Source organism: Candidatus Peregrinibacteria bacterium, from assembly GCA_016699145.1.
Taxonomy (GTDB): Bacteria; Patescibacteriota; Gracilibacteria; order UBA1369; family 2-02-FULL-48-14.
Map to the genome: position 1 here is coordinate 569,127 of CP064962.1, position 26,986 is coordinate 596,112.

A 26,986-nucleotide genomic window follows, 5' to 3' on the forward strand; every position below is an offset into this window, starting at 1 on the left:
TATTATACTTCAACTACCCTCCCTTTTCTGAAAAAATCTCAAGTATTATGAAAAAAAACTTTAGCATTCACAATAGCCATTTTTCTTTTAGTAGGCTGTAGTCAGCCTAACAACAATTTGCCAGTAAATGAACCTTTATTTAATGAAGCAGTCATGAGTACATATAATAACGAAGAACTTAATATTTCCTTCAATTATCCAACAGATTGGGACGTTATTGAAGAAAACAATTCAATCACTGTACGAAAGAACAATGTTCAGCTTGAAAAAGCGACAACAAGTTTATGTAGCACAGAACATCCACAAGTTAACTTCTTATATAAACCAGACAATTATTCATCAGAAAATATGCATGACAACGTACCTTATTCTGCAGGTGGAGGGCTTGGGACATTTGGAGACGATCTAGAAGAAACCCGCATTGCTGGTGAAAATACCCTTCAAGGAATTTACGGAGATGCCTGTGGTGGCGTTGACTATTTTGTAGAGCAAGCTCCAGCACAGTACTGGCTGATTACAATACCTAAACTTGATAACAAAGAACTGACTGAGGTTGAAGAAATATTAAATTCCCTTTCTTTTTAGAGTTTCGTTAAAGACATTAATAGCAAAAATATCCTTAACGGGATCTCAAACATAGAAATGGGTTTTGGACCCGGCATATCTCAAAGGGTTTTCTTTTTCGACCCATCAACGAACAAAGCATTCCATAGAGGGTGCTATGTGAAGTACATCTAGCTTCGGTGACATACTTGTAAGAAAGGGAGCCCTATGAGATAATTAAACTTCTAAAAAGTACATTTGAGTAACCATCACTTAAGATTGGTTGGGCCTCTCCCTGATGAGCAAAGTCATCATTCTCGAAGGCGCCTTGGCTTTTTCAGAGAAGCAATCTTAGCAATCATCAGCGCAATAGAAACAATCGAACGGAACAAAGGGGTAAGCACACTTCTATCAGCAATGGGACAAGTAATCACCCCCATCAGAGAGGCAGTCACGACTCTCTTAGACCAATTGGAGGGGATAGAACCAATCAAAGATGAAGAAGCCCTATTAAGAGTTGTTGAAAATAAACTCAGTAGTCTAGCGAGTATAGAAGAAGTCAATAAAAATTTTCTCGAAAAGTGTTTCGTTCCCCCTGGACCAAAAACAGAAACGTTCACTCGCCAGATAGGAAGAGAATCAATTACTACAACTACGGTATCAGGAGATCAGCTACGCAACGCATTCGGACAGCTAAACAAAAACCCATTTGCCGAGACCCGAGAAACCTATGGAGACACTGCAGCAGATTTCCTACACGAGCTAACAATAGTTCTTCGAATAATCAGCGATTATGATGCAAGCTCAACTCATAAGTCAGATGCATTCTCAACAGCTTTTAACGAACTAAACACCGCATTAAGGGATTGTACAATGGGGGACGTGCCAAGACACCTCGAAAAATTTGTAAGGACACTCAAAGAAAAGGCTGCAGGAAATGTAGTCCGACTGCATCCATAATCTTTGCCTTGAAACCCTCTAAAATGCTAGGGTGATTTTATCTGTATTTACTAAAAATCCTATGCCCACCCTCATCACCATCCAAGCCACCGTCAATGCTCCCGTCGAAAAAGTCTGGGACATGTGGACCCAACCCGAGCACATCACAAAATGGAACGCTGCTTCCGACGACTGGCACACCCCCAGCGCCACGAACGACCTACGCGTCGGTGGAAAATTCACCTCTCGCATGGAAGCCAAAGACGGCAGCATGGGCTTCGATTTCTGGGGAATTTATGACGAAGTGAAACCCAACGAACTCCTCGCCTCCACCATGGGTGACGGTCGTTCCCTCAAAGTCAGCTTCACGGCAAAAGAGGGCCAAACAGAAGTCGTCGAAACCTTCGAAGCCGAAAGCGAAAATTCCGAAAACATGCAAAAAGACGGATGGCAATCCATCCTGAACAACTTTAAAAACTACGTTGAAAGCTTTTAATGCGTCCTTAATAACAATGACTTCTCAAAAAAAATTCCTCCTTTTCGGCTTAGTTCCCGCGCTCATCTTCCAAACAATAGGGGCCACCCTTTACTTCGATCTTTGGGCGGAAGGAACCGGGGCCAAAATCATTTACAGCCTGACCAAAGTGCTGCTTTTGATCTGGCCGTTGCTGTGGTGGAAGTATGTCAAAACACCCCTAAAAATAACCCCTCATAAAGCAGCCAAAGAAATCGCATGGGGCCTGAGTACCGGCCTCTTTCTTTCTCTAGGAATTTTATTGGTCTTCACTGTCTTTCCAGAAAAAGACCTCTTAACAGAACAAATTCAAGAAAAAATCGATGCCTATTTTGGAATGAGCGCAGCGCTCTATTTGCTCTTCAGCGTCTTCTTATGTGTCGGACATTCTCTTTTAGAAGAATACTATTGGCGTTGGTTCACAGGTTCGGGCTTGAAACAAACCCTCCCAAAAATGCCGGCACTCTTCCTCACCAACCTCGGTTTTGCAGCTCATCATTTCATCATCTTAAACTCGTTGACCACTGGAACCTGGGCCGTGTTTGGAACTTTCGGCGTCTTCGCGGGAGGAGTGATCTGGTCCCTGCTCCATGAAAAAACCCAATCCCTCTTCGCCCCTTGGCTCAGTCACCTCTGTGTGGATGTAACGCTCATGGGCATCGCTTACTATCTCCTTTTTTAATGGACTATTTTTGCGACACAAAATGGACACTCAAAAAGTATGTCATTTTTCTAGATATAGATGGAACTCTCGTCGGCGAGGGTGAAACAAAAATAGACAGCAAAACAAAACGCGCTTTTGATGAGCTCAAAAAGAACAATTTCATTGTGCTCTGCTCCAACAGTCCCAATAAAAAACGCAGCGAAAAAATGGCTAAAGAACTCAAAGTGCTGTGGAACTCAGGCCCGCACAAAAAACCCAACAAAGAAGTTTTGACCTATATCAAGCTTCCCACGAATAAAAAACACGCAGTGATCGGCAACCTACACTGCATCGATGGGCGCTTTGCCAAAGCCATCGACGCTGAATTTTTTCCCGTCAAAACCTTGGTAAACCCCAAAGAAAATTGGATCGACAAAATCTTCTACTGGATCGACTCTCATCTCCTTTCCAAATGCATTTAAACGAAATCCGAAAACTGCTGCGCCTCGAACAATGGTACAAAAACATCCTCATTGTGACGGCTTTCTTGTTCACTCAAAATCATCTTGCTCCGCTGCATCTCGCTCTCGGTTTCTTAGGCTTCTGCACGCTCTCGTCAACGACCTACATCATCAACGATTGGATGGATCGAGAAAAAGACAGACATCATCCACAAAAAAAAGACCGCCCCCTTGCGTCAGGCAAAGTCACCGGCCTGCAAGCATTGATAACCGGGACCCTCCTACTCGCCTTCAGCCTTTACGTCTGCACTCAACTCGGCTCGCTCTACACCTTCAGCGCGGCCATCTACTTCCTTGGAACCAACGCCTATTCTTTTGGACTCAAAAACATTCCTCTGCTCGACATCGCCATAATCTTGCTGAATTTTAACCTGCGAACTTTGGCTGGATTTCAAGCATTTCCAGCCTTGAACGACAGTGTCTACTTTGTGCTGCTCAGCGGTTTGGTGCTCTTTGCCATCACCTCCAAACGCAAATCCGATCGCGCCGTGCTGGGTGAAAAAGCCGTGGCTCATAAACCTGTGCTCAAGTTTTACACCAAGGGCCTCTGCCGCATCATCATCACCTTTTCTTACTTCCTCGTCTGTCTAGGAGTCTTCACTCTCGCCATGCAAAAAGAAGAGCGCCTCATCGAAGCCCTACTCTTTGTGCTCATGATGCTCTACACCAACCGATGCTTCAAACAAAAACCAGAACTCGCCATCAAGCCGCACTATCTGTTCACAAATCCAGTCTGGATCTTGCTTCTTTTAACACTGCTGCTCCTGCCACTGCTCGGATAAATTTGACAAGCCTCCCGTTTTCCTTTAAAAAAAGCGCACAACAAAAGTGAAGCTTCTGCTTTTAGACGCTTCCTCGGCCGCCAAAGCCGGGACACCTCGATTCAAACTTTCCCAGCGCAAGCTGCGTGAACCTAAACCGAGGCGTACAACCCTCGGTATTTTTTAACCCTCAATACCATGGCTAAGCAAAAGATTCGTATCAAGATCAAGTCCTTTGACCACAAGGTCATCGACGAAGCCGCTCGTCTCATTCTCGAAACCGCAGAAAAAACCGGCGCCATCGTCATGGGTCCCATTCCCCTGCCCACTGACATCGAAAAATTCACAGTGCTCAAGTCCACCTTCGTTCACAAAAACGCCCGTGACCAATATGAAATGCGCACCCATAAGCGCCTCATCGACATCACCGAGACCACTTCTGCCACCATCGAAGAGCTGTCCAACTTGTCTCTTCCTTCTGGAGTGGACATCGAAATCAAGATGATCATGGAAGCCAGTGAAGAAAAAGAAAAAGAAAAAGAAAAAGAAAAGGAAAGTGCAAAGAAAGCTCCTGCAAAGAAAGCTGCAACAAAAAAGAGCAGCAAGTAAGAAGTTGAACAATGAAAAGCAGAAGAACCCACAATCTCATCCTGATGGTCACGGTACCCCTCCTGCTTTTTTTGTGTCTCTACCTCATTCTGATTCTGCCTCCTCGCCTCTACAACGACATTAAAGTCAGGACTTTTTTAAGCAGCTTAGAAGAAATCAAACTTCCAAAAGACACCAAGGTACTCGATTCCGTCTCTCTTTTTGGAATCCTGTGGGAAAACAGTAATCATTGTGACGTAGAATTGATCTTGATTGTCGAATCCAATCTTGCCCCAGCGGATTTTCAGGCTGCTTTGGATACGGAACAAGACCTCAAACAGCCCTATTCAGTAGACAAAAGCTATTTAAGTCTCTACTACTACCAAGATGAAAAGCTTTTGAACATAAGCCGCCAAGGGAAAATAGAGGAAGTGGACACAGAATGGCTGAGCAATGGCCCTCCAACCCACACAAAATTTAAAGAACTCCTTGAAAAATATGTGTTAGACCCTCAGTCTCAGCTCTACTTCATAGAAGCAAGAGATCAAACCTTCCAAGGATACGCAATGAATGACTTTCGTTGCATGTGACTTAGAGGCGCAGAAATTCCCTTGACTCAGCCGTTCTCACCCATTAATATCTGCGGGCATTTATCTTAGAAGCGAAGTCCAAGGCTCCCACGTGGATCCCCGGCAGGGAAAAAGACCAAGCACTTCAATTCCAACTAAGCACTGAATTATGCCAGGAATACTCGGCAAAAAAATCGGTATGACCCGTCTCATCCAAGACGACGGCTGTGTGATCCCCCTTACAGTAATAGAATGCGCCCCCAACACGGTGGTGCAAGTCAAAACTGTAGAAAAGGATGGATATCCGGCGCTAGTCCTTGGGTTCGATGCACTTAAGAAACCCACTAAGAACAAGAAATTCCGCTTCATGCGTGAATTCCGCACTGAAGGTGGGGATTACAAAGCAGGAGACATGGTAACGCTCGACCAATTCGAAATTGGAGAGCATGCCAAGATCACGAGCACTTCTAAAGGTAAAGGTTTCCAAGGAGTTATGAAGCGCCACCACTTCCGTGGAGGACCTCGTACTCACGGTTCTCACTTCATGCGCGAACCAGGAGCCATCGGAGCACGTGCTCGTCCCGGTAAAGTCTTCAAAGGGATGAAGATGGCCGGCCATATGGGCCTGGACACCGTTACTCTTGAAGACGCAGAACTTGTCTACGTAGACAAGACCAAGAACCTTCTCGGGATCAAAGGTCCTGTAGCAGGAACCAAGGGTTCACTCGTAATCATTCGCAAGCATGCACGTTAGTGCGCATTAAAATCATATGAAAGCACCTCTTTACAACCAGACTGGAGAAAAAACAGGAGACATCACTCTCGTTAAAGAAATCTTCGAAATTGAAGGTGCGGAAGGGCTCGTGCACAGCTACCTCGTGTATCAACAAGCCAATGCTCGCCGCCCCATCGCTCACGTGCTCACCAAAGGTGATGTACGAGGAGGGGGAAAGAAGCCTTTCGCTCAAAAACACACCGGGCGCGCCCGCCAGGGTTCCATCCGTAATCCTCACATGCGAGGCGGAGGAAACGCCTTCGGACCAAAGAAATGGCAGAACTTTGAAAAGATGATGAACAAGGGAATGCGTCGTAAGGCTCTCTTCCAAATCCTTTCTTCAAAAGCAAAGGATGGAAAGGTGCTCGCTCTCGATAAGTTTGAGCTCGACGCTCCAAAAACCAAAACGTTCTCTATGCTCGTTGAGAAGCTCCCTGTTGAGCGCAACGTGCTCGTAGTGCGCAGCCGTGATGAGAAGACGCTGTTCCTCTCCTCTCGCAACTTCGCTCGCGGAAAGACCATTTTGGGAAACTATTTGAACCCTGCCGATCTGCTCAAATACGACAATGTACTGTTCACTTCTGCAGCTCTCAAAGACCTCGAGACTACTTATACTAAATAATTATGAACATCGCTCAGACCATTCTCAAGCCGATCATGACTGAAAAAAGTGTGAGTCAAGAAGTGAAGAACAAGTTTAGTTTCATCGTTCACGATGCAGCCACCAAAGTGGATGTGAAAAACGCACTCATGGAACTGTACGGAGTTAAAGTGGACAAAGTGAATATCCTTCACGGTCTACCAAAATTTCGCCTCGGGAAAAGCCGCAAGCCCATGCAAAAGCGTGCCGCCACTCGACGTGCCATTGTGACTCTAAAAGCAGGTGAAAAGCTCGATCTCGCTAAAACTGCAAAACCCTCTAAATCCAAAGCCGCTGCGGCTTCCAACTAAAGCATATGCCACTCAAGAAAGTTAAAAAAACGGGAAACGCTCGTCGTGAAATGAGCATCCTCACCTATGAGGAAGTGACCACGAACAAGCCATTCAAAAAATTGCTCAAAGCTCAAAAAGAGTATGCTGGACGCAATGCACGTGGAGTCATCACCGTGCGTCACCGTGGAGCCGGTAATAAGACCAAGCTTCGTATTGTGGATTTCAAACAGACCGACAAACTCAACATCGAAGCCACCGTTAAAACAGTGGAATACGATCCCAATCGCTCAGCCTTCATCATGCTCGTTTGCTACAAAGATGGAGAGTATCGCTATCAATTGGCTCCCGAAGGGATCAAGGTTGGAGATCGCATTGTGACCGCAGACAAAACCCGTGCTCGCACCGGAAACCGCATGATGCTTGAAAATATCCCTGTGGGCTTCGATATATACAACGTGCAAGTGGACCTCAACGGACCCGGCCAATTGGCCAAGTCTGCGGGTTCTGTCGCAAAGCTTGTTTCCCTGGATGGGCAGTACGCTCAAGTACAACTCCCTTCCGGAGAAGTGCGCTTCGTTCAAAAGAAATGTTTCGCTAGCATCGGACGGGTGTCCAACCTCGATCATGGAAATATATCGATTGGTAAAGCGGGACGCAGCCGCTGGATGGGTCTCCGCCCTGAAGTGCGTGGTAAGGTTATGAACCCTTGCGACCACCCTCACGGAGGAGGAGAAGGAAACTGTCCCATCGGTATGAAATATCCTAAGACTCCTTGGGGGCTTCACGCTCTGGGCGTAGCAACTCGCCGTCGAAAATACACAGATAAGTGGATTGTGAAGACTCGAAAGGGTAAGATGCTCGCTGAACTCAATAATCTCTAACACGCACACTAGTGCGCCCTACGAACTATGTCTCGAAGCAGTAACAAAGGTCCATATGTAGATGCCTCCCTCACCAAAAAAGTGATGGTCGCTGAAGGCAATACGAAGAAAGTGATCAAAACTTGGGCTCGTCGCTCAATGATTGCTCCAGAGTTCGTAGGATTCACCTTCGCGGTCTACAATGGTAAAGAACACATCCCGGTCTTCGTCACTGAAGCCATGGTGGGTCACCGTCTCGGAGAATTCGCTTACACTCGCAAGTTCCGTGGACATCCTCTAAAGAGCAAAGAATCAGCCGCTGCCTAACCTCACAAGCATCTAAACAATGAAAGCCTTACTCAGCAACATTCGCATCTCCCCTGAAAAAGCCAACCTCGTGGCGGGAATGGTTCGTGGCGCCATGGTCAATGAAGCGCTGGAACAGCTCAAGTTCACCCCTAAGAAAGGTGCCAAAATTCTCTACAAGGTTGTGGCTTCTGCCGCTGCGAATGCCGAGCACAATTTGAAGCAAAACCGTGACCACCTTTACATCAAAGAAATCGTCGTGACCAAGGGTCCCACCTACAAACGTGGCGTATCCGTGTCTCGTGGACGTGTGCACCCTATTCTCAAGCGAACCGCTCAAATTCGAGTGACCGTAGACACCGCCGTGGCAAAAACGAAAAAAGTTTCAAAAAAAACTCCTCCTTCTAACCTTCAAGCATAAGATATGGGAAGTAAAGTAAATCCAATTGGGCTTCGTACTGGAATCATCCGCACTTGGGACTCCAGCTGGTACGCAGGAAAACGCAACTTCGGAAAAATGCTTGCTGAAGACATGAAGATTCGTGCTTTTGTTCGCAAAAAACTGACCGATTCCGGAGTGTCTCGCATCGAACTGCTCCGCAATGCTAAAGACATCACTTTGAACGTCCACTCTGCTAAACCAGGAGTGATCATCGGACGCCAAGGAGCGAGTGTGGAAGGCCTCAAAGCAGACCTCGAAAAAACTTTCGGACACAAGTTCACTATCAACATCAAAGAGATCAAGAAGCCTGAGCTCGATGCATGGCTCACAGCAGAAAACATCGCGATGCAAATTGAACGCCGTGTTTCCTACCGCCGTGCTGCCAAAATGTCTGTGAAGAAGGCTCTCGAAGCCGGTGCCAAGGGGGTTAAGATCCGTGTCGGAGGACGCCTCAACGGAGTTGAAATCTCTCGAAGTGAATTCTATGCTGAAGGACAAATCCCTCTCCACACCTTCCGTGCGGACATCGATTACGCCCTTGCTGAAGCAAAGACCACCTACGGCATCATCGGTGTTAAGGTTTGGATCAACCGAGGAATGGTATTCAATAAACAAGCCACTAAATAGTTATGTTACTCCCTTCAAGAGCTAAATATCGAAAATCCCAACGTCTTCGTGGATCCTTCAAAGGAAATGCGAAAGGAGGTTCAACCCTCGCGTTCGGAAGCTATGGACTCAAGGCTATGGAGATCAAGGAATTGTCTTCTCGTCAGATTGAAGCCGCTCGCCGTGTACTCGCCCACCACATTCAACGTGTTGGAAAGATCTGGATTCGTATTTTCCCCCACAAGCCCATCACTGTAAAAGCAGCTGAAGTGCCGATGGGATCCGGAAAAGGTACCGTGGATCGTTACACCGCTATGGTGAAACCCGGAACCATCATGTTTGAAATGGATGGAGTCGATGAAAAAATAGCACGTGCCGCTCTCAAGATGGCCGGTTATAAACTCCCCGTGAAGACTCGTGTTGTATCCACTAAAGACCTTTAATCGATATGACAAACCAAGCTAAACCCATAGACGAACTCAAAAAAGAACTGGCTCACCTTCGTGTGGATCTCAAGACCGGAAAGAGCAAGCAAAGCCATAAAGTAAAAGACCTTAAAAGGCAAATCGCTCGTATTCATACCTTCAATAAACAGAGCTCTCCTAACAATTAATTATGCGAAGTAAAAAAGGCGTTGTCGTCTCAAAATCTGGACTCAAGACCATCGTTGTGGAAGCAGAAACTTCCAAGACGCATCCTAAGTACAAAAAGCGCTACACCGTTCATGCTCGTTTCCACGCGCACGACGAGGAAAACGCTTACAAGGTAGGAGACGTGGTAACCATCTACGAAACTCGTCCTCTGTCTAAACTGAAACGTTGGACCGTAACTCAGCCCACTCAAAGCAAATAATATGATTCAGCAACAATCCAATCTCATGGTCGCCGACAACAGTGGTGCAAAAGAAGTGATGTGCATCAAGGTTCTCGGCTCCTCCAAGCGTCGCTACGCTTACATCGGTGACGAAATCGTTGTGAGTGTAAAAAAAGCGGCCCCAAAGGGAGCTGTGAAACAAAAGTCTGTTCAACGCGCAGTGATTGTACGTATGACCAAGACGCTTCACCGAAAAGATGGATCTTCCGTTCGTTTCGATGAAAACGCCGTGGTGATCGTCGGAAAAGACGGAGTGCCAAAAGGAACTCGTGTCTTCGGACCTGTAGCTCGTGAACTCCGCGAACGTGGATATCAAAAAATCATTTCTTTAGCACCTGAAGTACTTTAAAACTATGAAAATCAAGACTGGAGACAATGTCGTCGTGATCGCTGGAAAGGACCGCAATAAAACCGGAAAGGTTCTACGCGTCCTCGAAAAGAGCAATCGCGTAGTGGTAGAAGGCCTCAACATGGTCGTTCGCCACGTGAAGAAGACCGCCACCAAGAAAGGATCCAAGAGCACCTTCGAAGCTTCTATTGCAGCTTCCAATGTGATGCTCATCGACCCCAAGACTAAAAAAGCAAGCCGCGTCGGTTACCGTAATAACAAAGACGGTAAAAAAGAACGCATCGCTAAAAAAAGTAACACCGTACTCTAACATTATGCCCGCAAAGAAACCTGTACAAAACGAAGCCATGACCGAACTCTTAAAAGAGTCCGGCCGCAGCAATCCTCATGCCCTCCCCATTCTTAAGAAGGTGAGCGTGCATGTGGGTATCGGCAGCATGGTCACCGGAGGGAACAAAGATTTCTCTCACGTTGAGAAGAACCTGCTCGACGTCACTGGTCAAAAGCCTGTGGTTCGCAAAGCCCGTATGGCCATTTCCAACTTCAAACTTCGTAAAGGTCTCCCTGTGGGCATTCACGTAACCCTTCGTGGAAACCGCATGAATGACTTCATTGGCCGACTTGTGAACATTGCCCTTCCCCGTGTACGCGACTTCCGCGGAATCTCAGTTCGAGGTTTCGATGGACATGGAAATTTTGCACTTGGACTCGAAGACTGCACCATTTTCCCCGAAGTGAACCAAGAAAACATGACTCGTGGCCACGGAATGCAAATCAACGTTTGCACCACTGCCAGAAGCAACCGCGAAGCCTATCTTTTCTTGAAAAGTCTCGGCTTCCCCTTCCGCGATGAAATCAACGTCGAAGGTAAAGTGGCTCGCAAGGCTCAATAATCTAACTTTTAGAAACCACAATGGCTAAACTCTCGATGATCAATAAGGCGACCAAAAGACGTAAGGCAGTAGCCCACCGTCGCTCCTTGGGTCTCAAACCCAAGCCAGGTCAAGCGGTTAAAATGTACAACCGTTGTGGAAAATGTGGACGCGTTCGCGGTTACATGCGAAAATTCGACCTCTGCCGTATCTGTTTCCGAGAACTGGCTCGCAGTGGAGCCATCATGGGCCTCAAAAAATCTTCCTGGTAATCCTCAATTTCTACCATCATACTGACATTAAAATGACACTCACCGATCCCATTGCCGACCTTCTCACAAGAATCCGAAACGCTGCCCGCGCTCGCAAGAACTTCGTGCACGTTCCTCATTCTCGTCTCAAAGCAGACATTTGTGCCGTGCTCAAAGAAACCGGATACATCCGTGAAAGCAAAGTCACAGGCGAAGGAGTGCAAAAAGAGATTCTGATTGAACTCTTTGAAGAAAAGCGCGACCTCACTCTGACTCTCATCAGCCGTCCGGGTCAACGCATCTATGTAAAGACCCGCGAAATTCCAAAAGTGCTCAACGGACTCGGCCTCGCCATCCTCTCCACTCCCAAAGGAGTGATGAGTGGTAAAGATGCTCGCAAGGCCAAGCTCGGCGGAGAACTCCTCTGTGAAATCTACTAAACTATTCAATCTAAATTATGTCTCGAATTGGTAAAAATCCGGTGCTCATCCCCTCTGGCGTTACCGTCACCAAGGATGCAAGCGGACTGCTCACGGTCAAAGGGCCTAAAGGAGAACTCAAATGGACTCCTCACCCCATGATCACAGTCACTGTTGAAGAAAGCCAAATCGTAGTGACTCGCGACGATGAAGATCGTTTCAAACACGCTCTCCATGGACTCACTCGCACTCTCATCCAAAACATGGTGACCGGTGTGACTACAGGCTTCAGCAAAGTGCTCGAGATCAACGGAGTGGGTTACCGTGTTTCTGTCGCAGGAAGCAAGCTCGTGCTCAACTTGGGTTACTCTCACCCGATTGAATACCCCACCCCTGCTGGAATCACATTCAAAATCGACGATGAAAAGAAGAATCTGCTCACCGTTTCTGGAATCGACAAGCAACTCGTAGGTCAAGTGGCAGCAGAAATTCGCGGCTTCAGACCTCCAGAGCCTTACCTCGGAAAAGGAATCAAATACGCAGAAGAACGCATCCGTCGCAAGGCGGGTAAGACAGCTTCTAAAGCTGCATAACAAGCACGCAGTGCTAGACAATAACCGTCGCTCAAGCGACATCAACTCTAAGACACCAACTCTAAGACATGAACTCTCAAAAAGCTAAAAATCAGAAACGCGCTCAGCGCCATGTGCGCATTCGCGCGCGCATCTCCGGCACAGACAAGTTGCCTCGCCTCATTGTGTTCCGCAGTTTACGCTACATTTACGCTCAACTTGTGGACGACACCTCTGGCAAAATCCTTGTGGCCGCTCACGACATGCAAGCCAAATCAGGCAACAAAGTGGAACGTGCCAAAGCCGTTGGTCTAGAAGTCGCTGAAAAAGCCAAGACAGCCGGTCTCAAAGCCTGTGTCTTCGATCGCAATGGTTACAAATATCACGGCCGCGTTGCTGCCCTTGCTGAAGGCGCTCGTGAAGGTGGCCTCAAGTTCTAATCTCACTATTAAACCCTATGCCTAAACCTGGAAAAAGACCCTTACCCAAAGAAACCAAGGAATTCGAAGAAACCGTGGTTGAAGTCGCTCGTGTAACACGTGTGGTTAAAGGAGGGCGCCGCATGCGCTTCCGTGCCACCGTTGTGATCGGGAACAAGAAAGGCACCGTGGGTTATGGAATTGGAAAAGCCGTGGAAGTGCAGCTCGCCATTCAAAAAGCAGTGGCTAAAGCCAAAAAGCGTTTGCTGCGCGTGCCTCTTTATAAAGGAAGCATCCCCCACCAAATTCAAGTGAAATTCAAATCTTCTGTGGTCTTCGTCAAACCTGCCAGTGAAGGTACCGGACTCATTGCCGGAGGAGCCCTTCGCCAAATTCTGGAACTCGCCGGCGTACGCAATGTGCTCTCCAAATCTCTCGGTTCCAACAATCGTGTGAACACTGCTAAGGCCGCCTACAAGGCGCTCACCAAGCTGCGTGAACGCCCCGACATGGAAACCGACAAGGTTCGTGAAGAAGCTCGTGAAGACACCGAACGCGCTGATCCTGAAATGAAGAAAATGTCTCGCAAAGAAGCCCACGAAATGGTGAATGCAGACAAACGCATGAACAAACCCGATAAAAAACACGCTGACAAGAAAGCAGCCCCTAAAAAAGATTAATTAAAGATCCTCCTCTTAAATACTTATGAAGCAACACACACTCAAACCCACCCCCGGTAGCACCAAATCCAAACTTCGTCGCGGACGCGGGCTCAGCCGTGGAAACTATTCTGGACGCGGAATGAAAGGACAAAACTCTCGTTCTGGAGGAGGTGTACGCCCTGGATTCGAAGGAGGACAAACTCCCCTCATCCGACGTATGCCCAAGCTCAAAGGATTCTTGAATCCGAATAAAGTCACCTACATGCCCATCAATTTGGCAGATCTCAACGTCTTCAAGGACGGGGAAAAAGTGGACGCTAAAGTGCTGCATGCCAAAAAGCTCATCAAAGCACTTGGAAAAGTAAAATTGCTCGGAAACGGAGAGCTCACCGTAAAAGTGAAACTCACGGTGAATCGTGCTTCTGCTACTGCCCTTGAAAAGGCAGAAAAAGCCGGCGCAGAAGTCACTGTTTTAGAAAAAACGGCTGAATAATAACCTCGCGCAAGCGATTTCAAGGCTCAATCATGAATGTTTTAAAGCAAATGTGGAAATCAAAAGACCTTCGCAAAAAGATCCTCTTTACGCTGGGGATCGTTTTGATTTACCGCCTCATGACTCACATCAGCATTCCTGAAGTGAATCGTGAAGCCCTGGCCTACGTCTTCGAACGAAATTCCCTTTTAGGAGCATTCAGCTTACTGACCGGAGGAAGTGGCGAAAGCTTTTCCATTGTACTGATGGGACTTTCCCCTTACATCAATGCCTCCATCATCATCCAACTTTTGACCGTGATCGTGCCTCGCCTCGAAGAAATTTCCAAGGAAGGAGAACAGGGCCGCAAACGCCTCAACCGCTACACCCGTTGGCTGACCTTGCCTTTGGCCATTCTGCAATCTTATGGAATGATTGCCCTCATCAACTCTCAAGCTCAAGTCGAAATCATCCCCAATATGAGCGATCCCATGGTCATTTTGCCCATCATGCTCACCGTGAGCATAGGGACCATTGCTCTGATGTGGCTCGGTGAACTCATTACAGAAAAAGGCATTGGAAACGGAACTTCCATCATCATCTTTGCAGGTATTCTTGCTGCCATTCCTCCTGTGGTAGGGCCTTCCCTCAAACTGGCTGAAGCCGAGCCCGAACGATTGCTGCCCCTCCTTGCAATTCTACTCTTCAGTCTGCTCTTCACCTTGCTCGTGGTCCTCTTCACCGAAGGACAGCGCCGCATTCCCATCACTTATGCAGGTCAAAGAGGGCGCGGCAAAGCGGAGCAAGCCTTCATGCCCATTCGCGTGAACCAAGCTGGAATGATTCCCATTATTTTTGCAGTTTCCCTCATCACCTTCCCTTCCATCATCGGACAATTCCTTTTATACGCCGATTCCGAATGGGTGAAATCAATAGGTCGCGTGGCCACCACTCAACTCAACACTCAAAGCTGGCTCTACACTGTGCTTTACTTCTTCCTGGTGATCGGATTCACTTTCTTCTATGTGAGCATCGTCTTCAAACCTGAAGAAATCGCAGAAAACATCCAAAAACGGGGCGGCTTTGTGCCCGGCCTTCGTCCAGGAAAAGAAACCGCCGAGTACCTTGCCAAGGTGTCCAACCGCCTCAATCTTTTCGGAGGAACTTTGATCGCTTTCGTAGGAGTGCTCCCCATTGTCTTGCAACTCATCTTTACAGAAATGAACATCGGAGGAGTTCCCACTCTCATCAGTGGAGCCGGAATCATCATCGTTGTGGGTGTGGTTTTGGACTTGATTCGTCAAATCAACGCTCAGTTGCTCACTCATCATTACGAGCGTTTCTACCGCTAAACGCTTCCTAACTTTCAAACATGGATCTCGTACTCTTCGGAATGCAAGGCTCCGGAAAAGGCACGCAAAGCAAAGCCATCGCTGAACATTGTGGACTCCTTGTTTTTGAAACAGGAGCTGAACTTCGCCGTCTCTCCACAGAAGATTCCGAACTGGCTCACAAGGTGAAAAGCATCATCGAATCTGGACATTTGGTGCCCACCGAAGTGGTGATGGAAATCATCGCAGATTTCTTGCACCGCCTTCCCACGGGGAAGAATGCTCTTTTCGATGGCATACCTCGCAGTGGTGATCAAAAGGAACAATTCGATGCCCTGATGGTAAAAGAAGGCCGCTCTTTCAAAGGCCTACTCATTGAACTGAGCGAAGAAGAAGCGGTGAAACGTCTCACCACTCGCCGCATGTGCCCCGCCTGCAAAACCATTTATCCGGCCAGCTACAGCCAAGACAACTGTGAAAAAGACAGCAGCACACTGGTGACTCGTCAGGACGATACTCCCGAAGCCATTCGCGTGCGTCTAGACACCTTCCTCGAAAAAACTGTGCCTGTGATCAATGCCTACAAAACAGAAGGAAAAATGCTGACCGTTAAAGGAGAGCAAGCCATCGAAAAAGTGACTTTGGACATTCAAGAGGTCCTTAAAACGGACTTCTCATGGGCATGACTAAAGTAAAAACGCCGGAACAAATCAAAGCCATGCGGGAAAGTTGCCACATCCTTGGGCTCATTTTAAAAGAGCTCGAAGACATGACGGTGCCAGGCATCACTCCCATGGATCTGGAGCGCCGCGCCGAAGAACTCTGCGCAAAGTACAAAGTGCGCCCCGCCTTCAAAGGCTATCACGGCTATCCCTACATTTTGTGCACCTCCGTAAACGACCAAGTGGTGCACGCCTTCCCGACTGAAGTCCCTCTGCAAGAAGGGGATATTCTTTCGATTGATGGTGGAGTCGTGGTGAGCGGCATGGTCAGCGACTCGGCTGTAGCGGTGGTGGTGGGACAAAAAACTTCAGACCTCGCTCAGCGACTCGTAGACACCTGCATCAAAGCCATGTGGGCGGGCATTCATCAGGTGAAGGATGGATGCCGTGTGGGAGACATCGGTCATGCCATTCAAAGGGTCGTGGAAGACGCCGGCTTCACTGTAATCACCGAACTCACCGGCCATGGCATCGGAGAAAACATGCATGAAGCTCCTTACATCTTGAATTACGGTGAACCTGGCAAAGGGACACAGCTTCGTGCCGGAATGACCATCGCAATCGAACCCATCATTTGCACGGGCAAAAATGCCATCGAAACCCTCGATGACGACTGGACCCTCGTGACCACCGACGGCAGCCTCGCCATGCAACACGAACACACCGTGCTCATCACCAAAACCGGCTACGAAGTGCTCAGCTTGAGGCCTGGGGAGAAGGAGGTATAAAATGAACGCACCTTAAACTCCTCGCATGAAAAAAATCTTCTTATTGCTCAGTCTCAGTCTTTTAATATTGACCGGCTGCGTTAACAGTGAAGAACAAAGCATGAAACTGACTGAACATGCAAATCCTGAAATTTGCCAAGAAGGAATCAAGGGTTCTGAACTTTCAGATGTTCTTCCTGAACAAATCACACGCTGTTTTTCTTTGGGGGATCTCACTCTCGCCTTTGTGACTCAACCCAACGCGTGGAATGCCCTCCCCGAAACTCGAGTCTGGGAATCAGAAGGTAATATTGCCTGGAGCGGCCTTCTTGCCAAACCGATCAAAGGAAAGTGGGAACTTTTATATAAAATCCCCGATGAAGATTTCAACCCTGTGAACCTCATCTTAGAGGGTGAGCAATTGATTTTAGATGCCGCCGACGATTCCGGAGCCGGTAGTGGCGAAGGGGCCCTACAACGTTACGTGTATCCTGTAGGGGTAGCAGATGAACTACTCAAGACTTGGCAAAAACTCAAGTGCACAGGCCAATACATCCCTGAGACCTACAAGTACGAAGCATTTTTGTGTACATAAAAACTCATACTTTCTTCCTTTTCTCCTTGGAAGGTGCTTCCATCTGATATTTTTCTGCAGCCTCCCAAGCCAGTTCAAAAACCTGCTTAAACAAATGAGTGATCTCTTTGCTTTCAATGATGATCCCAAGTTTCTCCTTCCAATCAGCAATCATGATTTTATCGTCAAAGAAATTCACTTCGGGCGTAAAATCCAACTTTGATTTGGGAATGATTCGACTCGTTCTCAAGTGCAACTGATCTTTTTCGTGCAAGTCTCGATCCACCGGCGTATCCATCAAAATCCCTCGAATAGGAATTCCTTTCTCTGCACGACGTTCATAGTACCGCGGGAAATACCAACCCAAAAGATCTTGATTCACCTGAGCATTCGCAAAAGCACGGATTTCTTCTTTGGAAGTTAGGGTTTCTTCATACACACGGACCAGCCCTTCTTCTCCCTCATAAAAATACACACGTGGTCGATCCGACAAAGCGTGATAATGAGTCGTCAATTCAGGCAGTATCCTCTTTGCTTCCTGAGAAAGCCTCAAAAAACGATCCGCTTCTTCTTTAAGATAAGTGATGAGCTTCTCGGGGGGCTGCGCCCGATAACTTCGAAAGCCCTTATGTTCAGAAGAAACCAGAAGTCCGCGCTGCACCAAACTCTCCAGAATATCGTACGCCGTGGTCCGGTTTATACCCGCTTTCTTTGCGAGTGTCGAAACGGGTGACGCTTCCCCCATTTCTAAACTGACCAAGTACAGTGCCGCTTCTTTAGAATTGAGCCCAAGTTTTTGCAATTGTTCCATCATAGAGCTGTGTGGGAAAATTTCGTCAGAATTACATTAAGGCTAATCTAACAGATTTAAAAAGTCAAATATTTTGTGGTAAAATTACAACGTAAATTTACAAAACCTCAAAAAAAACTAGAATACGGCTGTTTAACGCATCGTATGGATTGGATCAAACTACTCTCATGAAAACCTGTACCACCTGCCAAATTTCCTTTGAAGTCAGTCCCGAAGAAGTGGCCTTTTTGGAGAAAATTTCACCCGTTTACGGAACACAAAAATTTCCAATCCCTGAGCCTGAAAAATGCCCGGATTGTCGCCTGGCACAAAGAACCATTCAAAGAAACGAGCAATACCTCTATAACAACAACGGGAAAATTGCTCTCTATCATACAGACTCCCCTTTTAGAGTGGTGACCCACGAAGAATGGTGGAGCGAAAACTGGGATGCGCTTGCTTATGGACGTAACGTGGATTTTTCAAGAAATTTCTTCGAACAAATCCAGGAAATCAATTTGCAAATCCCTCGAGTGAACTTGATCCAAGTCAGCAATGAAAATTGCCCTTACACCACGGGAACGGCCTACAGCAAAAATTGCTACCTCATCAACTGCAGTGAAAACGACGAAGATTGTTTTTACGGCAAGTTGATTCAATCCTGCAAAGACGTGATGGACTCGGCTTACTGCTACGACAGCGAGTTTTTATACGAATGTTTTTATGTTAAGAACTGCTACAATTGCCGTTACGTGTATTACAGCCAAAATGCCTACGACTGCTCTTTTTGCGACAACGTGGCCCGCTCGAGCAATTGCTTCCTTTGCACAGGTTTAACTGGAAAAGAATATCACTTCATGAATCAGCCTGTTTCAAAAGAAGAGTATGCGATCAAAGTCGCCGAGGCAATGAAAGATTTAACAAAAACAAAAGCCATTTTTGACGAAATGCGTGCCCGCAGAATTTATAAATACGCCAACATTGTAAGCAGCGAAAATTCAACTGGAGACTTTTTGACAAACTGCAAAAACTGCACCGAAAGCTACGACATGAACGACAGTGAAGACTGCAAATACGTGACAGTTGGCGTGCAAGTGAAAGATTTGATAGACTGCTCCAACATGTACATCAAACCCGAGTTGAACTATCAAGTGATGGGGACGATCGGAACTTACAATGTGATTTTTTCGACCTATATTTTCAATTCACAAAATGTAGCCTACAGCCAATTTTGCTACAACTCTAAAGATCTATTTGGATGCGTGGGACTGCGAAACAAACAGTATTGCATTTTGAACAAGCAGTACACAAAAGAAGAGTACGAAACCTTAGTCCCCAAAGTCATCGCTTTGATGGGCAGTGATTTTGGAAAATTCTTCCCTGCCAAGCATTCAGCCTTTGCCTACAATGAAACTGTGGCCAACGACTATGTGCCTCTAACGCGAGAACAAGCCCTGGCCCAAGGTTATCGATGGCGCGAAAAAGACATGAAAGAGTATCAACCCGCTCACGGAGACCGCTTGGCTTGCGAGAGCTGCGGAAAAAACTACAAACCGATTCCTCAAGAAATCGCTCGTCTCAAAGAATTCCCGGTGCCAAGCAAATGCCCAGACTGTAGACACATGACACGGATGCGCTTACGCAATCCCCACAAGATTTACTTACGCAACTGTTCAAAATGCAAGGGCCCCATGAATTCAACCTTTGCACCCGAAAGACCTGAAACCGTTTACTGCGAAAAGTGTTACCTGGCAGAGCTCTATTGATCCGGCTCCAGCCCCTACTCTTCCAAAAGCCCACTCACATACCACCGCATGAGATTCCAATTGCTGTTCTTGGGCTGCAAAGTATCGATGGCAAAGGTGTCTTTACAGGTTTCTGGCTTGGTTTCATCTTCACAAATCCTGATGGGATGAGAAGTCACGTAATCCACAGGCACAGGCACTGCCGATAAAACATTGACCGTAGAGATCACATTGCCTCCATCGATTTCATAATTTTGATACTTCAAAACGTATTGCGTGGCCTGCGCCAAAGTGATGTCTGTTTCCAAGGCACCCAAAATCGTGGTCATGAGATCGAACAAAGTCGCGGCATCCTCCACACCCAAGCTTCTAAACTTATCTTGAATTCCTTGTAAAATGAGCTGCTGACGTTCCGCGCGAGAATAGTCCGACGTGGTGTGTCTAGAACGAGCCACGCGCAACGCCTCAGTTCCATCCAAATGATGCAGCCCCGCTTCATAGTACAAAGTCGAGCAAACATCTCCATCGCAAACCTTATAAGTGGGGTCGATGAGATCCTCTTTCAAAGTCACATCAATGCCTCCCAATTCATTCACAATATCGCGGAAAACATACATGTCCACCAAAGCATAATGCTGAATCTTATAACCCACCACATCTTCCACCGCTGCGAGCTGAGCCAAGACCCCTTTCCCAGCATAAATGCTGTTGATTTTTCTATTCTGATAATAAAGATCACGAGGAATACTGACCAAAACCACCTTCCCATCGACAGAGTCGACATGCGCAAAAATCATGGTGTCCACATTGGAACCATGCTTCCCCATCAATAAAACATTCAAATTGTTAGGGTCATCAACGAGCTCAACATAGTCCGGGACGAAACTGGGGAGGTCCAAAGTTTTTTTTTACTCGAGAACTCAAGCAGCTGCACCGCCGTCACCAAACCTTGAGTGTCTTGTCCATCGGACAGGCTGACTTTCACTTCCCCTGTAGACTTGTCCAAAATTAAAAGACGCAAGACAGCGCCCCCGGCATTCACAATAGGATACTGAATGGCCGTCTCTGTTTCCGTAGCAGAGCCCACGCTCAAACCCGCATTTTTCAAAGAGGCCTTAAAAGCAGGATCTTCCAAAACTTCGGCAATTTTAGCTTTCTGCTCATCCACTTTCTTCTGTAGTGCCGTGCGGGCATCCATTGCAGTGAATAAAGCGAGCAAGTCTTCTTGCACTTCAGCCACCGAAGCTCCGCTCAACTCCTCGGCAGGGGCCTGGGTGCTGCACACCAGCTGCGCATTCTTCTTTAGAACCTCACATTCTGCAATAGGAGTGGCCTCCGAATTTTGAAAAACAATCACATAAGATCCCAGTTGATCCGCTTCAGGAAGCACTTTAAGTGATTTTTCCATCACAAGCGTTTGAAAATCTTGCCCGAGAATAAAAATGGACAAAGCTGTGCGCTGCGCGTTGACCTTTTGAACAGTGCTTCTCAACGTGTCCAAGTCCGTGTCCAGATGAGCCTTCACTTCAACGATGGAACTGTCCACCGACTGTCCATCGCTAAGCTCAAATTCAGACCCATAAACGTGTACCTCCACCTTGCCATCGTAAGCCAAAGAAAGAGTCAACAAAGGCACATTGCCCACACTGGCATCTAAAAAGATGTAGTCCAAGTCTTGCTCTGTATAAGTGCCCTGTGGGTTGCTCAGACTCAAACCTTTTCCATTCCAGTAAGCATCTTGCACAGCGGTCTGCAAAGCAGCCAAATTGGCTTCATAACGCGCTTTGTTTTCTTCATAGACGCCCAAATTGTTCACAAAATCAAAAAGCAAAGTACCGAGCTCATCTTCTTCGGATTCCTCTTCACCTCCAAAAAAATCAGACAAGCCACCGCTATCTTCAGCACCTGGGCTGAGTTCGACCAGCTTCTTTTCTAAGTGAGAGATTTGAAAAAATTGAAACACAACCGCCAAAATCAAAAGCGTGAGCAGGCCTCCTTGAAGGGAGAGTTTTTTGCTTTTAACAGAGGGTTCAGGAGTGGCGGGAGTTTTCTTGGCTGACATCGGACATGAGTCTACCGCAGAGCAGAAAACTACAAAAGAGATTTTTGAATTAAAAATTCCCTTGCAAAAGCCAAACCGCCCATGTAGAATCCCGCTGCTTTTATCTTTAACCAGATAAATGACCAAACAAGTCATTCAGATTAAAGGAATCGTCGTAGAATGTTTACCTAATGCGACATTCCGTGTGAGACTGGATGACCCTGCCTACCCGACTGACCACGTAGTGCTCTGTCACCTCTCAGGCAAGATGCGGATCAATTACATCCGAATCATCCCGGGAGATGCGGTCACCGTCGAGTTGACACCTTACGATCTATCGAAGGGGCGTATTGTTTTCCGCCACAAGAAAGGTGGACCTCCAATGCCTACCCAAGAGGCTCCAGCTGTAGAAGCTGCTCCTCCAGCTCCCACTGAAACTTTAGACCCTAATAGCCCGGCTCAATGAAAGTCCGATCCTCTGTAAAAAACATCTGTGAAAAATGCCACAAAATCCGACGCAAGGGAGTGGTGCGCATCATCTGTGAAAACCCCAAGCACAAACAACGCCAGGGTTAACCTGACACTTTCTCTAACTGAATAAATAATCTCATTATGGTCCGTCTCGCTGGAGTTCAACTGCCTATGGAAAAACGTGTGGAAGTGGGTCTCACCTACATTCATGGTGTGGGCCGTGCCATTTCCAAGAACATGCTGAACGAATTGAACATCCCTCTAGATAAGAAAGTGAAAGACCTCAGTGAAGATGAACTTGCTAAACTCCGCGATGCTCTCACTAAACTTCGCACCGAAGGTGATCTTCGCCGCAAAGTACAAATGGACGTCAAACGCCTGCAAGACATCGGTTCTTACCGTGGTTTCCGCCACAAAAAGCGCCTCCCCGCTCGTGGACAGCGCACCAAGACCAATGCTCGTACCAAACGTGGACGCCGTATGACCATGGGCAGTGGACGTAAGAAAGAAACCAAGTAAAACTCACTCCAACTATTAATTTCATTATGACCGAAGAAACCAAGACTACCGCTGCAGCAGGTGCTGCAACCGCCACAGGGACTGAACCTGCTGGAGAAGAAAAAAGACCGTGCGTCGCAACAAGAGGAAAACTGTTGTGAGTGGTACAATCTATGTACAAGCCGGTTTCAACAACACCATCATCACCTTCACTGATGCTGATGGAAAAGTGATTTCTTGGGCCACTTCTGGGTCTTGCGGATTCAAAGGATCAAAGAAGGCGACCCCCTACGCGGCGCAAATGGCCGCCGAAGCCGCCGCTGAAAAAGCCAAAGCTTATGGATTCGAACGTGGAGACGTATTTGTAAAAGGAATCGGTCATGGACGTGAACAAGCCCTTCGTGGACTCATTGCCCAAGGCATCACCATCCTCAGGATCGTAGACACCACTCCGGTGCCTCACAACGGATGCCGTCAACCTCGCACTCGACGAGTATAACTTAACTCAATAATTTAAAGCTCATGTCTCGATACACTGGACCAAAAGGACGCCTCGTACGACGCTTCGGAGTCGACATCTTTGGCACCGCCAAGATGACGGCCCTTCTTGAAAAGCGCCCTCAAGGACCTGGAATGCACGGTGGAAACCGCCAAGGAAAGGCCTCCGAATACAAGAAGCAACTTTTGGAAAAGCAAAAGATGCGCCTTATGTACGGACTCACTGAAAAACAACTCCGAAACTATTACCTTAAGGCAACAACCAAGAAAGAAGCGACCGGTGTGGCTTTGCAAAAAATGCTCGAAAGCCGCCTCGACAACGTGGTGTACCGTGCAGGATTTGCAAAAACCCGCGCTCAGGCTCGTCAAATGGTGAACCACGGGATGTGGACTTTGAACGGCCGCCGCGTGAGCATTCCTTCTATGCAAGTGCACGAAAACGATGTGATTGAAGTGCGTGAAAAATCAAAAACCAGCCCCCTTTTCACCGCAGTGAAAGAGGACAAGGATTTCGGATCTGCTCGCTGGCTCAAAGCTGAGCAAAAAGGCCTCAAAATCGAGGTGAGCTCACTTCCTGAACAGGAAGACCTCGATAAAATCATAGACACTCAGCTCATCGTTGAGTTCTATTCCAAATAATCCATAACCCGCCGATATGCACATCATTCAAGCAGAAATCGGTCTCCCAAAAATCTCAGAACAGAAGATGGGGGACTTTCACTCCACGTTTGCTATCAGTCCTCTCCCTCAAGGTTATGGAACCACGCTCGGAAACGGACTGCGTCGTGTGATGCTTTCCTCTCTTCCTGGAGCCGCAGTGACCGGAGTCAAAATCAAAGGTGTGACTCATGAATACGCCGCTCTCAAAGGCGTAAAAGACAGCGTGCTCGACATCATGCTCAATCTGAAGCAACTGGCAGTCAGCCTCGATGGAACGACCAAGCAAACGCTCAGCCTCAAGGTGAAAACCGGAGGAATTGTGACGGCTGCGGACATCGATGCTCCTTCTGGAGTGACCATCCACAACCCAGACCTCTACATCACCACCATCGATAAAGGAGGTTCTTTGGAGATGGACATCCGCATTGAAAAAGGCGTGGGTTATCGCGCTTCTGTGATCGGTCAACACCAAGATGACGATGCCGAAATCATTGAAATCGACGCGGTATTCTCCCCATTGAAACGCATCCACTACACCGTGGAAGCCACTCGTGTGGGTCAAGAAACCAACCTCGATAAACTGCTGCTCGAAGTGAAAACCAACGGTTCTCTCACCCCTGACGATGCGCTAAAATTCGCCGGAAAAGTCTTGGAATCTTACTTCAACATCTTCAACCGCGACGAAGCCCCTGTAGAACCTGAATTCATGAGCGATTTCGAGAAAATCGCCGCCAAAGCGAAGGCAGAAGAAGACAGCACTCGCCCTCAACAACAATCTTACACTCCCATCGAGATCCTCGGACTTTCTCCTCGAACGCTCAATGCGCTCATCAACGGAGGAATCGGCTCCATCGAAGAACTCACTCACTCCTCTGAAGCTCGCCTTTCCAACCTCCGCGGTTTTGGAAAGAAGGCTCTCACCGAAGTGGCAGACGCTCTCGAGAAGCGTGGACTCAACCTCCCCATGGAAGATTGATTGACTTTACTATCCCTTTACTTTAGATTCTTGAGCCCCGCACAAACCCGTGCGTAGCCCCCCAACGATATGCGTCACCAAAAGAAACAACTCAAGCTGAACATGCAACGCGATCACCGCGCTGCCCTCATCCGCAACCTGGCCACTTCCATCATCTTATTTGAAAAGGTGAAGACCACGGTGGCTCGTGCCAAAGCGGTGCGCCCTGTAGTGGAAGATCTCATCACCAAGGCCAAAACCAAAGACGCTCGTGAAGCAATCCGTCAAATCAATCAAGTGGTGTTCGACAAAAATGCAACTCGCAAACTCATTGAAGTTTTGAAACCTCGCTACCAAGACCGCACAGGAGGATACACTCGCCTCGTAAAAATGGGTTTCCGCAGCGGTGACTCAGCGGCAGTCGTACAAATTCAACTCGTTTAACACGCACCCCGTGTGCTACACTAAAAAGTATGCAAAAGACCACTCACACAAAACTCGAAGACGCTAAAAAGTCTGAAAAATGGTACCTCATCAATGCCGATGGCAAAATTGTGGGAGACCTCGCAACCACCATTGCAACCATCATTCGTGGAAAGAATAAGCCTCTCTTCCATCCTTCCATTGCTTGTGGAGACCAAGTGGTTGTGATCAATGCTGAAAAAGTGGTTTTGACCGGAAATAAAGAGACTCAAAAGACCTACGTACACTACACCGGATTCCCCGGTGGGCTCCGCACCACAACTCCTGAAAAGCTGCGTAAAGAAAACCCTGAAAAAATTCTCGAGCTCGCAGTGAAAGGCATGGTTCCTCGAAACCGCCTTCGTAAACACGTGCTCGCTAAGCTCCATGTTTATGCAGGAACCGAGCACCCTCATGGACCTCAAAATCCACAACCCTTAACTTTGGCTTAATCCAATGACTGAAGCAACGACCTTTTCCGGAACTTATTTCTACGCCAATGGAAAGCGTAAAACCGCTGTGGCTCGCGTTCGCCTCTACAAAGGGAACGGTCGCGTCGTAGTGAATGGCCAGGATGCACGCGAATACTTCACGACTGAAGAAATGGTCAATGTGTTCATGGCCCCTCTCGCATTGGTGCACATGGAAAAACAATTCGACATCTCTGCTATGGTTCAAGGTGGAGGCATACAAGGACAAGCCGAAGCCCTTCGTCACGGAATTGCAATGGCTCTCTTGGAATTCGATTCCAGCCTGCGCTCCCTTTTAAAACCAGAAGGCTACCTCACTCGAGACAGCCGTGCCAAAGAACGCAAAAAGCCCGGTCTACACCGTGCTCGCCGCGCTCCTCAATTCAGCAAACGTTAATCATCTCATCAATTCAAGACTCAAAACCGGCTTTGGCCGGTTTTTTGGTTCCCGACTCTTAAGAAACCCGTTAAAATACATCCATGCGCTTCGACATCCTCACTCTCTTCCCCAAACTTGTGCAGCCTTATTTTGAGGACTCCATTTTAAAACGCGCGATTGAAGCGGGTCACATCACTGTGGCGGTGCACAACATTCGCGATTACAGCAAAGAACGTCATCACAAAGTGGACGATACCCCATACGGCGGAGGCAGCGGCATGCTCATGGCCTGCCAACCTCTTTACGATGCCATCAAAGCCATAAAAAAACTCAATACAGGACCAGTGCTCTACATGAGTCCTGTTGGACAACGCTTCACACAAAAAAAGGCCTTAGAACTTGCAGAAAGTGGCCTCGCGGCACGCAAAAATTCCAAGAAAGGACTCATCCTGCTCTGCGGGCGCTACGAAGGCATTGATGAGCGCATCATCGAATTGCTAGTGGATGAAGAAATTTCCATCGGTGACTTCGTGCTGACCGGGGGTGAGCTGCCCGCCCTGACCATTGTAGATGCTGTAGCCCGACTGCTCCCGGGCGTGCTCGGCGATGAACAAAGCGCTCACGAAGAATCTTTCAGCGACGCCCTAGAAGGCATGTTGGAATACCCCCACTACACCAAACCCGAGTCCTTCAAAGGTAAAAAAGTCCCCCCTGTACTGCTCTCGGGCAACCATGCCGAAATCGCAAAATGGCGCAGAGCTCATAGGCGCCATCCTCATTCTTAAATTCACGCC

Annotated in this window: 45 protein-coding genes; 42 read left to right on the forward strand and 3 right to left on the reverse strand. The window is 47.6% G+C overall.

What is annotated here, in order from left to right; genetic code table 11:
• Positions 1-117 precede the first annotated feature (117 nt).
• From IPG41_03030 to IPG41_03180, 31 genes are all read left to right on the forward strand, one after another.
• Positions 118-585, forward strand: coding sequence for a hypothetical protein (locus tag IPG41_03030; protein ID QQR55502.1), 468 nt, complete (start codon positions 118-120; stop codon positions 583-585).
• Between the two features lie 375 nt (positions 586-960).
• Entirely contained in the window at positions 961-1,503 is a 543-nt protein-coding gene (locus IPG41_03035; GenBank protein ID QQR55503.1) for a hypothetical protein, read from the forward strand.
• A gap of 61 nt (positions 1,504-1,564) precedes the next feature.
• Complete coding sequence (locus IPG41_03040; GenBank protein ID QQR55504.1) at positions 1,565-1,978, forward strand: SRPBCC family protein; 414 nt, start codon at positions 1,565-1,567, stop codon at positions 1,976-1,978.
• 16 nt (positions 1,979-1,994) lie between these two features.
• Complete coding sequence (locus IPG41_03045; protein ID QQR55505.1) at positions 1,995-2,678, forward strand: CPBP family intramembrane metalloprotease; 684 nt, start codon at positions 1,995-1,997, stop codon at positions 2,676-2,678.
• A complete protein-coding gene (locus IPG41_03050; GenBank protein ID QQR55506.1) occupies positions 2,678-3,121 on the forward strand; it encodes an HAD hydrolase family protein in 444 nt (147 codons plus the stop codon). The genes IPG41_03045 and IPG41_03050 overlap by 1 nt, the downstream gene beginning before the upstream one ends.
• Entirely contained in the window at positions 3,112-3,942 is an 831-nt protein-coding gene (locus IPG41_03055; GenBank protein ID QQR55507.1) for a UbiA family prenyltransferase, read from the forward strand. Before IPG41_03050 ends, IPG41_03055 begins: the two co-directional genes overlap by 10 nt.
• Positions 3,943-4,119: 177 nt before the next feature.
• Positions 4,120-4,530, forward strand: a complete 411-nt coding sequence (gene rpsJ / locus IPG41_03060) for a 30S ribosomal protein S10 (GenBank protein ID QQR55508.1) — start codon at positions 4,120-4,122, stop codon at positions 4,528-4,530.
• An 11-nt stretch (positions 4,531-4,541) separates the two neighbouring features.
• Positions 4,542-5,099, forward strand: a complete 558-nt coding sequence (locus IPG41_03065; GenBank protein QQR55509.1) for a hypothetical protein — start codon at positions 4,542-4,544, stop codon at positions 5,097-5,099.
• Positions 5,100-5,244: 145 nt separating this feature from the next.
• Positions 5,245-5,832: a 50S ribosomal protein L3 gene (gene rplC, locus IPG41_03070; protein QQR55649.1), complete on the forward strand. Its 588-nt coding sequence runs from the start codon at positions 5,245-5,247 to the stop codon at positions 5,830-5,832.
• Positions 5,833-5,848: 16 nt separating this feature from the next.
• Positions 5,849-6,475: a 50S ribosomal protein L4 gene (gene rplD / locus IPG41_03075; GenBank protein ID QQR55510.1), complete on the forward strand. Its 627-nt coding sequence runs from the start codon at positions 5,849-5,851 to the stop codon at positions 6,473-6,475.
• A 2-nt stretch (positions 6,476-6,477) separates the two neighbouring features.
• Positions 6,478-6,804 (forward strand): 50S ribosomal protein L23, encoded by a 327-nt coding sequence (locus tag IPG41_03080; GenBank protein QQR55511.1) that lies wholly within the window; start codon positions 6,478-6,480, stop codon positions 6,802-6,804.
• 5 nt (positions 6,805-6,809) lie between these two features.
• The gene (rplB, locus tag IPG41_03085; protein ID QQR55512.1) at positions 6,810-7,667 is read left to right on the forward strand and encodes a 50S ribosomal protein L2; all 858 of its coding nucleotides are present in this window, start codon (positions 6,810-6,812) and stop codon (positions 7,665-7,667) included.
• A 27-nt stretch (positions 7,668-7,694) separates the two neighbouring features.
• A complete protein-coding gene (rpsS, locus tag IPG41_03090; GenBank protein QQR55513.1) occupies positions 7,695-7,973 on the forward strand; it encodes a 30S ribosomal protein S19 in 279 nt (92 codons plus the stop codon).
• A gap of 19 nt (positions 7,974-7,992) precedes the next feature.
• Positions 7,993-8,373, forward strand: a complete 381-nt coding sequence (rplV, locus tag IPG41_03095; protein ID QQR55514.1) for a 50S ribosomal protein L22 — start codon at positions 7,993-7,995, stop codon at positions 8,371-8,373.
• Between the two features lie 3 nt (positions 8,374-8,376).
• Complete coding sequence (gene rpsC, locus IPG41_03100; GenBank protein ID QQR55515.1) at positions 8,377-9,021, forward strand: 30S ribosomal protein S3; 645 nt, start codon at positions 8,377-8,379, stop codon at positions 9,019-9,021.
• Positions 9,022-9,023: 2 nt separating this feature from the next.
• Complete coding sequence (rplP, locus tag IPG41_03105; GenBank protein ID QQR55516.1) at positions 9,024-9,443, forward strand: 50S ribosomal protein L16; 420 nt, start codon at positions 9,024-9,026, stop codon at positions 9,441-9,443.
• Between the two features lie 5 nt (positions 9,444-9,448).
• Entirely contained in the window at positions 9,449-9,613 is a 165-nt protein-coding gene (gene rpmC / locus IPG41_03110; GenBank protein QQR55517.1) for a 50S ribosomal protein L29, read from the forward strand.
• Between the two features lie 2 nt (positions 9,614-9,615).
• Entirely contained in the window at positions 9,616-9,852 is a 237-nt protein-coding gene (gene rpsQ / locus IPG41_03115) for a 30S ribosomal protein S17 (protein ID QQR55518.1), read from the forward strand.
• Position 9,853: 1 nt separating this feature from the next.
• Entirely contained in the window at positions 9,854-10,222 is a 369-nt protein-coding gene (gene rplN / locus IPG41_03120) for a 50S ribosomal protein L14 (protein ID QQR55519.1), read from the forward strand.
• A gap of 4 nt (positions 10,223-10,226) precedes the next feature.
• A complete protein-coding gene (gene rplX / locus IPG41_03125; GenBank protein QQR55520.1) occupies positions 10,227-10,532 on the forward strand; it encodes a 50S ribosomal protein L24 in 306 nt (101 codons plus the stop codon).
• A 4-nt stretch (positions 10,533-10,536) separates the two neighbouring features.
• Positions 10,537-11,115 (forward strand): 50S ribosomal protein L5, encoded by a 579-nt coding sequence (rplE, locus tag IPG41_03130; protein ID QQR55521.1) that lies wholly within the window; start codon positions 10,537-10,539, stop codon positions 11,113-11,115.
• 20 nt (positions 11,116-11,135) lie between these two features.
• Complete coding sequence (locus IPG41_03135) at positions 11,136-11,366, forward strand: type Z 30S ribosomal protein S14 (GenBank protein ID QQR55522.1); 231 nt, start codon at positions 11,136-11,138, stop codon at positions 11,364-11,366.
• Positions 11,367-11,398: 32 nt separating this feature from the next.
• Positions 11,399-11,785, forward strand: a complete 387-nt coding sequence (rpsH, locus tag IPG41_03140; GenBank protein QQR55523.1) for a 30S ribosomal protein S8 — start codon at positions 11,399-11,401, stop codon at positions 11,783-11,785.
• Positions 11,786-11,802: 17 nt separating this feature from the next.
• Positions 11,803-12,357, forward strand: a complete 555-nt coding sequence (gene rplF, locus IPG41_03145) for a 50S ribosomal protein L6 (protein QQR55524.1) — start codon at positions 11,803-11,805, stop codon at positions 12,355-12,357.
• A 68-nt stretch (positions 12,358-12,425) separates the two neighbouring features.
• Positions 12,426-12,776, forward strand: coding sequence for a 50S ribosomal protein L18 (locus IPG41_03150; protein QQR55525.1), 351 nt, complete (start codon positions 12,426-12,428; stop codon positions 12,774-12,776).
• Between the two features lie 17 nt (positions 12,777-12,793).
• Positions 12,794-13,435: a 30S ribosomal protein S5 gene (gene rpsE / locus IPG41_03155; GenBank protein ID QQR55526.1), complete on the forward strand. Its 642-nt coding sequence runs from the start codon at positions 12,794-12,796 to the stop codon at positions 13,433-13,435.
• A gap of 25 nt (positions 13,436-13,460) precedes the next feature.
• Entirely contained in the window at positions 13,461-13,910 is a 450-nt protein-coding gene (gene rplO / locus IPG41_03160; protein QQR55527.1) for a 50S ribosomal protein L15, read from the forward strand.
• A gap of 50 nt (positions 13,911-13,960) precedes the next feature.
• Positions 13,961-15,241, forward strand: coding sequence for a preprotein translocase subunit SecY (secY, locus tag IPG41_03165; GenBank protein QQR55528.1), 1,281 nt, complete (start codon positions 13,961-13,963; stop codon positions 15,239-15,241).
• Positions 15,242-15,261: 20 nt separating this feature from the next.
• Positions 15,262-15,906 (forward strand): nucleoside monophosphate kinase, encoded by a 645-nt coding sequence (locus IPG41_03170; protein QQR55529.1) that lies wholly within the window; start codon positions 15,262-15,264, stop codon positions 15,904-15,906.
• Positions 15,897-16,670 (forward strand): type I methionyl aminopeptidase, encoded by a 774-nt coding sequence (map, locus tag IPG41_03175; protein ID QQR55530.1) that lies wholly within the window; start codon positions 15,897-15,899, stop codon positions 16,668-16,670. Before IPG41_03170 ends, map begins: the two co-directional genes overlap by 10 nt.
• 25 nt (positions 16,671-16,695) lie before the next feature.
• On the forward strand, positions 16,696-17,244 hold the full coding sequence (locus IPG41_03180) for a hypothetical protein (GenBank protein QQR55531.1): 549 nt from the start codon (positions 16,696-16,698) through the stop codon (positions 17,242-17,244).
• A 4-nt stretch (positions 17,245-17,248) separates the two neighbouring features.
• Here IPG41_03180 and IPG41_03185 read toward each other — a convergent pair whose 3' ends face one another.
• Entirely contained in the window at positions 17,249-18,037 is a 789-nt protein-coding gene (locus tag IPG41_03185) for a helix-turn-helix domain-containing protein (protein QQR55532.1), read from the reverse strand.
• A 164-nt stretch (positions 18,038-18,201) separates the two neighbouring features.
• On the opposite strand from IPG41_03185, the gene IPG41_03190 reads away from it, so the two are divergent.
• Positions 18,202-19,779, forward strand: a complete 1,578-nt coding sequence (locus IPG41_03190) for a hypothetical protein (protein ID QQR55533.1) — start codon at positions 18,202-18,204, stop codon at positions 19,777-19,779.
• Positions 19,780-19,793: 14 nt separating this feature from the next.
• Here the strand turns inward: IPG41_03190 and IPG41_03195 are convergent, their stop codons facing one another.
• Both IPG41_03195 and IPG41_03200 read right to left on the reverse strand, forming a co-directional pair.
• On the reverse strand, positions 19,794-20,657 hold the full coding sequence (locus IPG41_03195) for an LCP family protein (GenBank protein ID QQR55534.1): 864 nt from the start codon (positions 20,655-20,657) through the stop codon (positions 19,794-19,796).
• A complete protein-coding gene (locus tag IPG41_03200; protein ID QQR55535.1) occupies positions 20,597-21,820 on the reverse strand; it encodes a hypothetical protein in 1,224 nt (407 codons plus the stop codon). Before IPG41_03200 ends, IPG41_03195 begins: the two co-directional genes overlap by 61 nt.
• A 118-nt stretch (positions 21,821-21,938) precedes the next feature.
• Here IPG41_03200 and infA point away from each other — a divergent pair, with 118 nt between their 5' ends.
• The 10 genes from infA (at position 21,939) to trmD (ending at position 26,977) form a co-directional block, all read left to right on the forward strand.
• A complete protein-coding gene (gene infA, locus IPG41_03205; GenBank protein ID QQR55536.1) occupies positions 21,939-22,265 on the forward strand; it encodes a translation initiation factor IF-1 in 327 nt (108 codons plus the stop codon).
• Positions 22,262-22,375: a 50S ribosomal protein L36 gene (gene rpmJ / locus IPG41_03210; protein QQR55537.1), complete on the forward strand. Its 114-nt coding sequence runs from the start codon at positions 22,262-22,264 to the stop codon at positions 22,373-22,375. The genes infA and rpmJ overlap by 4 nt, the downstream gene beginning before the upstream one ends.
• Before the next feature lie 36 nt (positions 22,376-22,411).
• Entirely contained in the window at positions 22,412-22,789 is a 378-nt protein-coding gene (gene rpsM, locus IPG41_03215) for a 30S ribosomal protein S13 (protein ID QQR55538.1), read from the forward strand.
• Positions 22,790-22,898: 109 nt separating this feature from the next.
• Positions 22,899-23,267, forward strand: a complete 369-nt coding sequence (rpsK, locus tag IPG41_03220; protein ID QQR55539.1) for a 30S ribosomal protein S11 — start codon at positions 22,899-22,901, stop codon at positions 23,265-23,267.
• Positions 23,268-23,290: 23 nt separating this feature from the next.
• On the forward strand, positions 23,291-23,905 hold the full coding sequence (rpsD, locus tag IPG41_03225) for a 30S ribosomal protein S4 (GenBank protein QQR55540.1): 615 nt from the start codon (positions 23,291-23,293) through the stop codon (positions 23,903-23,905).
• A 16-nt stretch (positions 23,906-23,921) separates the two neighbouring features.
• Positions 23,922-24,902 carry a DNA-directed RNA polymerase subunit alpha gene (locus IPG41_03230; protein QQR55541.1) on the forward strand — a complete coding sequence of 327 codons (981 nt, stop codon included), beginning with the start codon at positions 23,922-23,924 and terminating at the stop codon, positions 24,900-24,902.
• 69 nt (positions 24,903-24,971) lie between these two features.
• On the forward strand, positions 24,972-25,325 hold the full coding sequence (gene rplQ / locus IPG41_03235) for a 50S ribosomal protein L17 (protein QQR55542.1): 354 nt from the start codon (positions 24,972-24,974) through the stop codon (positions 25,323-25,325).
• A gap of 29 nt (positions 25,326-25,354) precedes the next feature.
• Positions 25,355-25,795 (forward strand): 50S ribosomal protein L13, encoded by a 441-nt coding sequence (rplM, locus tag IPG41_03240; GenBank protein ID QQR55543.1) that lies wholly within the window; start codon positions 25,355-25,357, stop codon positions 25,793-25,795.
• 4 nt (positions 25,796-25,799) lie between these two features.
• Positions 25,800-26,210, forward strand: coding sequence for a 30S ribosomal protein S9 (gene rpsI / locus IPG41_03245; protein QQR55544.1), 411 nt, complete (start codon positions 25,800-25,802; stop codon positions 26,208-26,210).
• Between the two features lie 83 nt (positions 26,211-26,293).
• Positions 26,294-26,977: a tRNA (guanosine(37)-N1)-methyltransferase TrmD gene (gene trmD / locus IPG41_03250; protein ID QQR55545.1), complete on the forward strand. Its 684-nt coding sequence runs from the start codon at positions 26,294-26,296 to the stop codon at positions 26,975-26,977.
• The last annotated feature ends 9 nt before the right edge of the window (positions 26,978-26,986 follow it).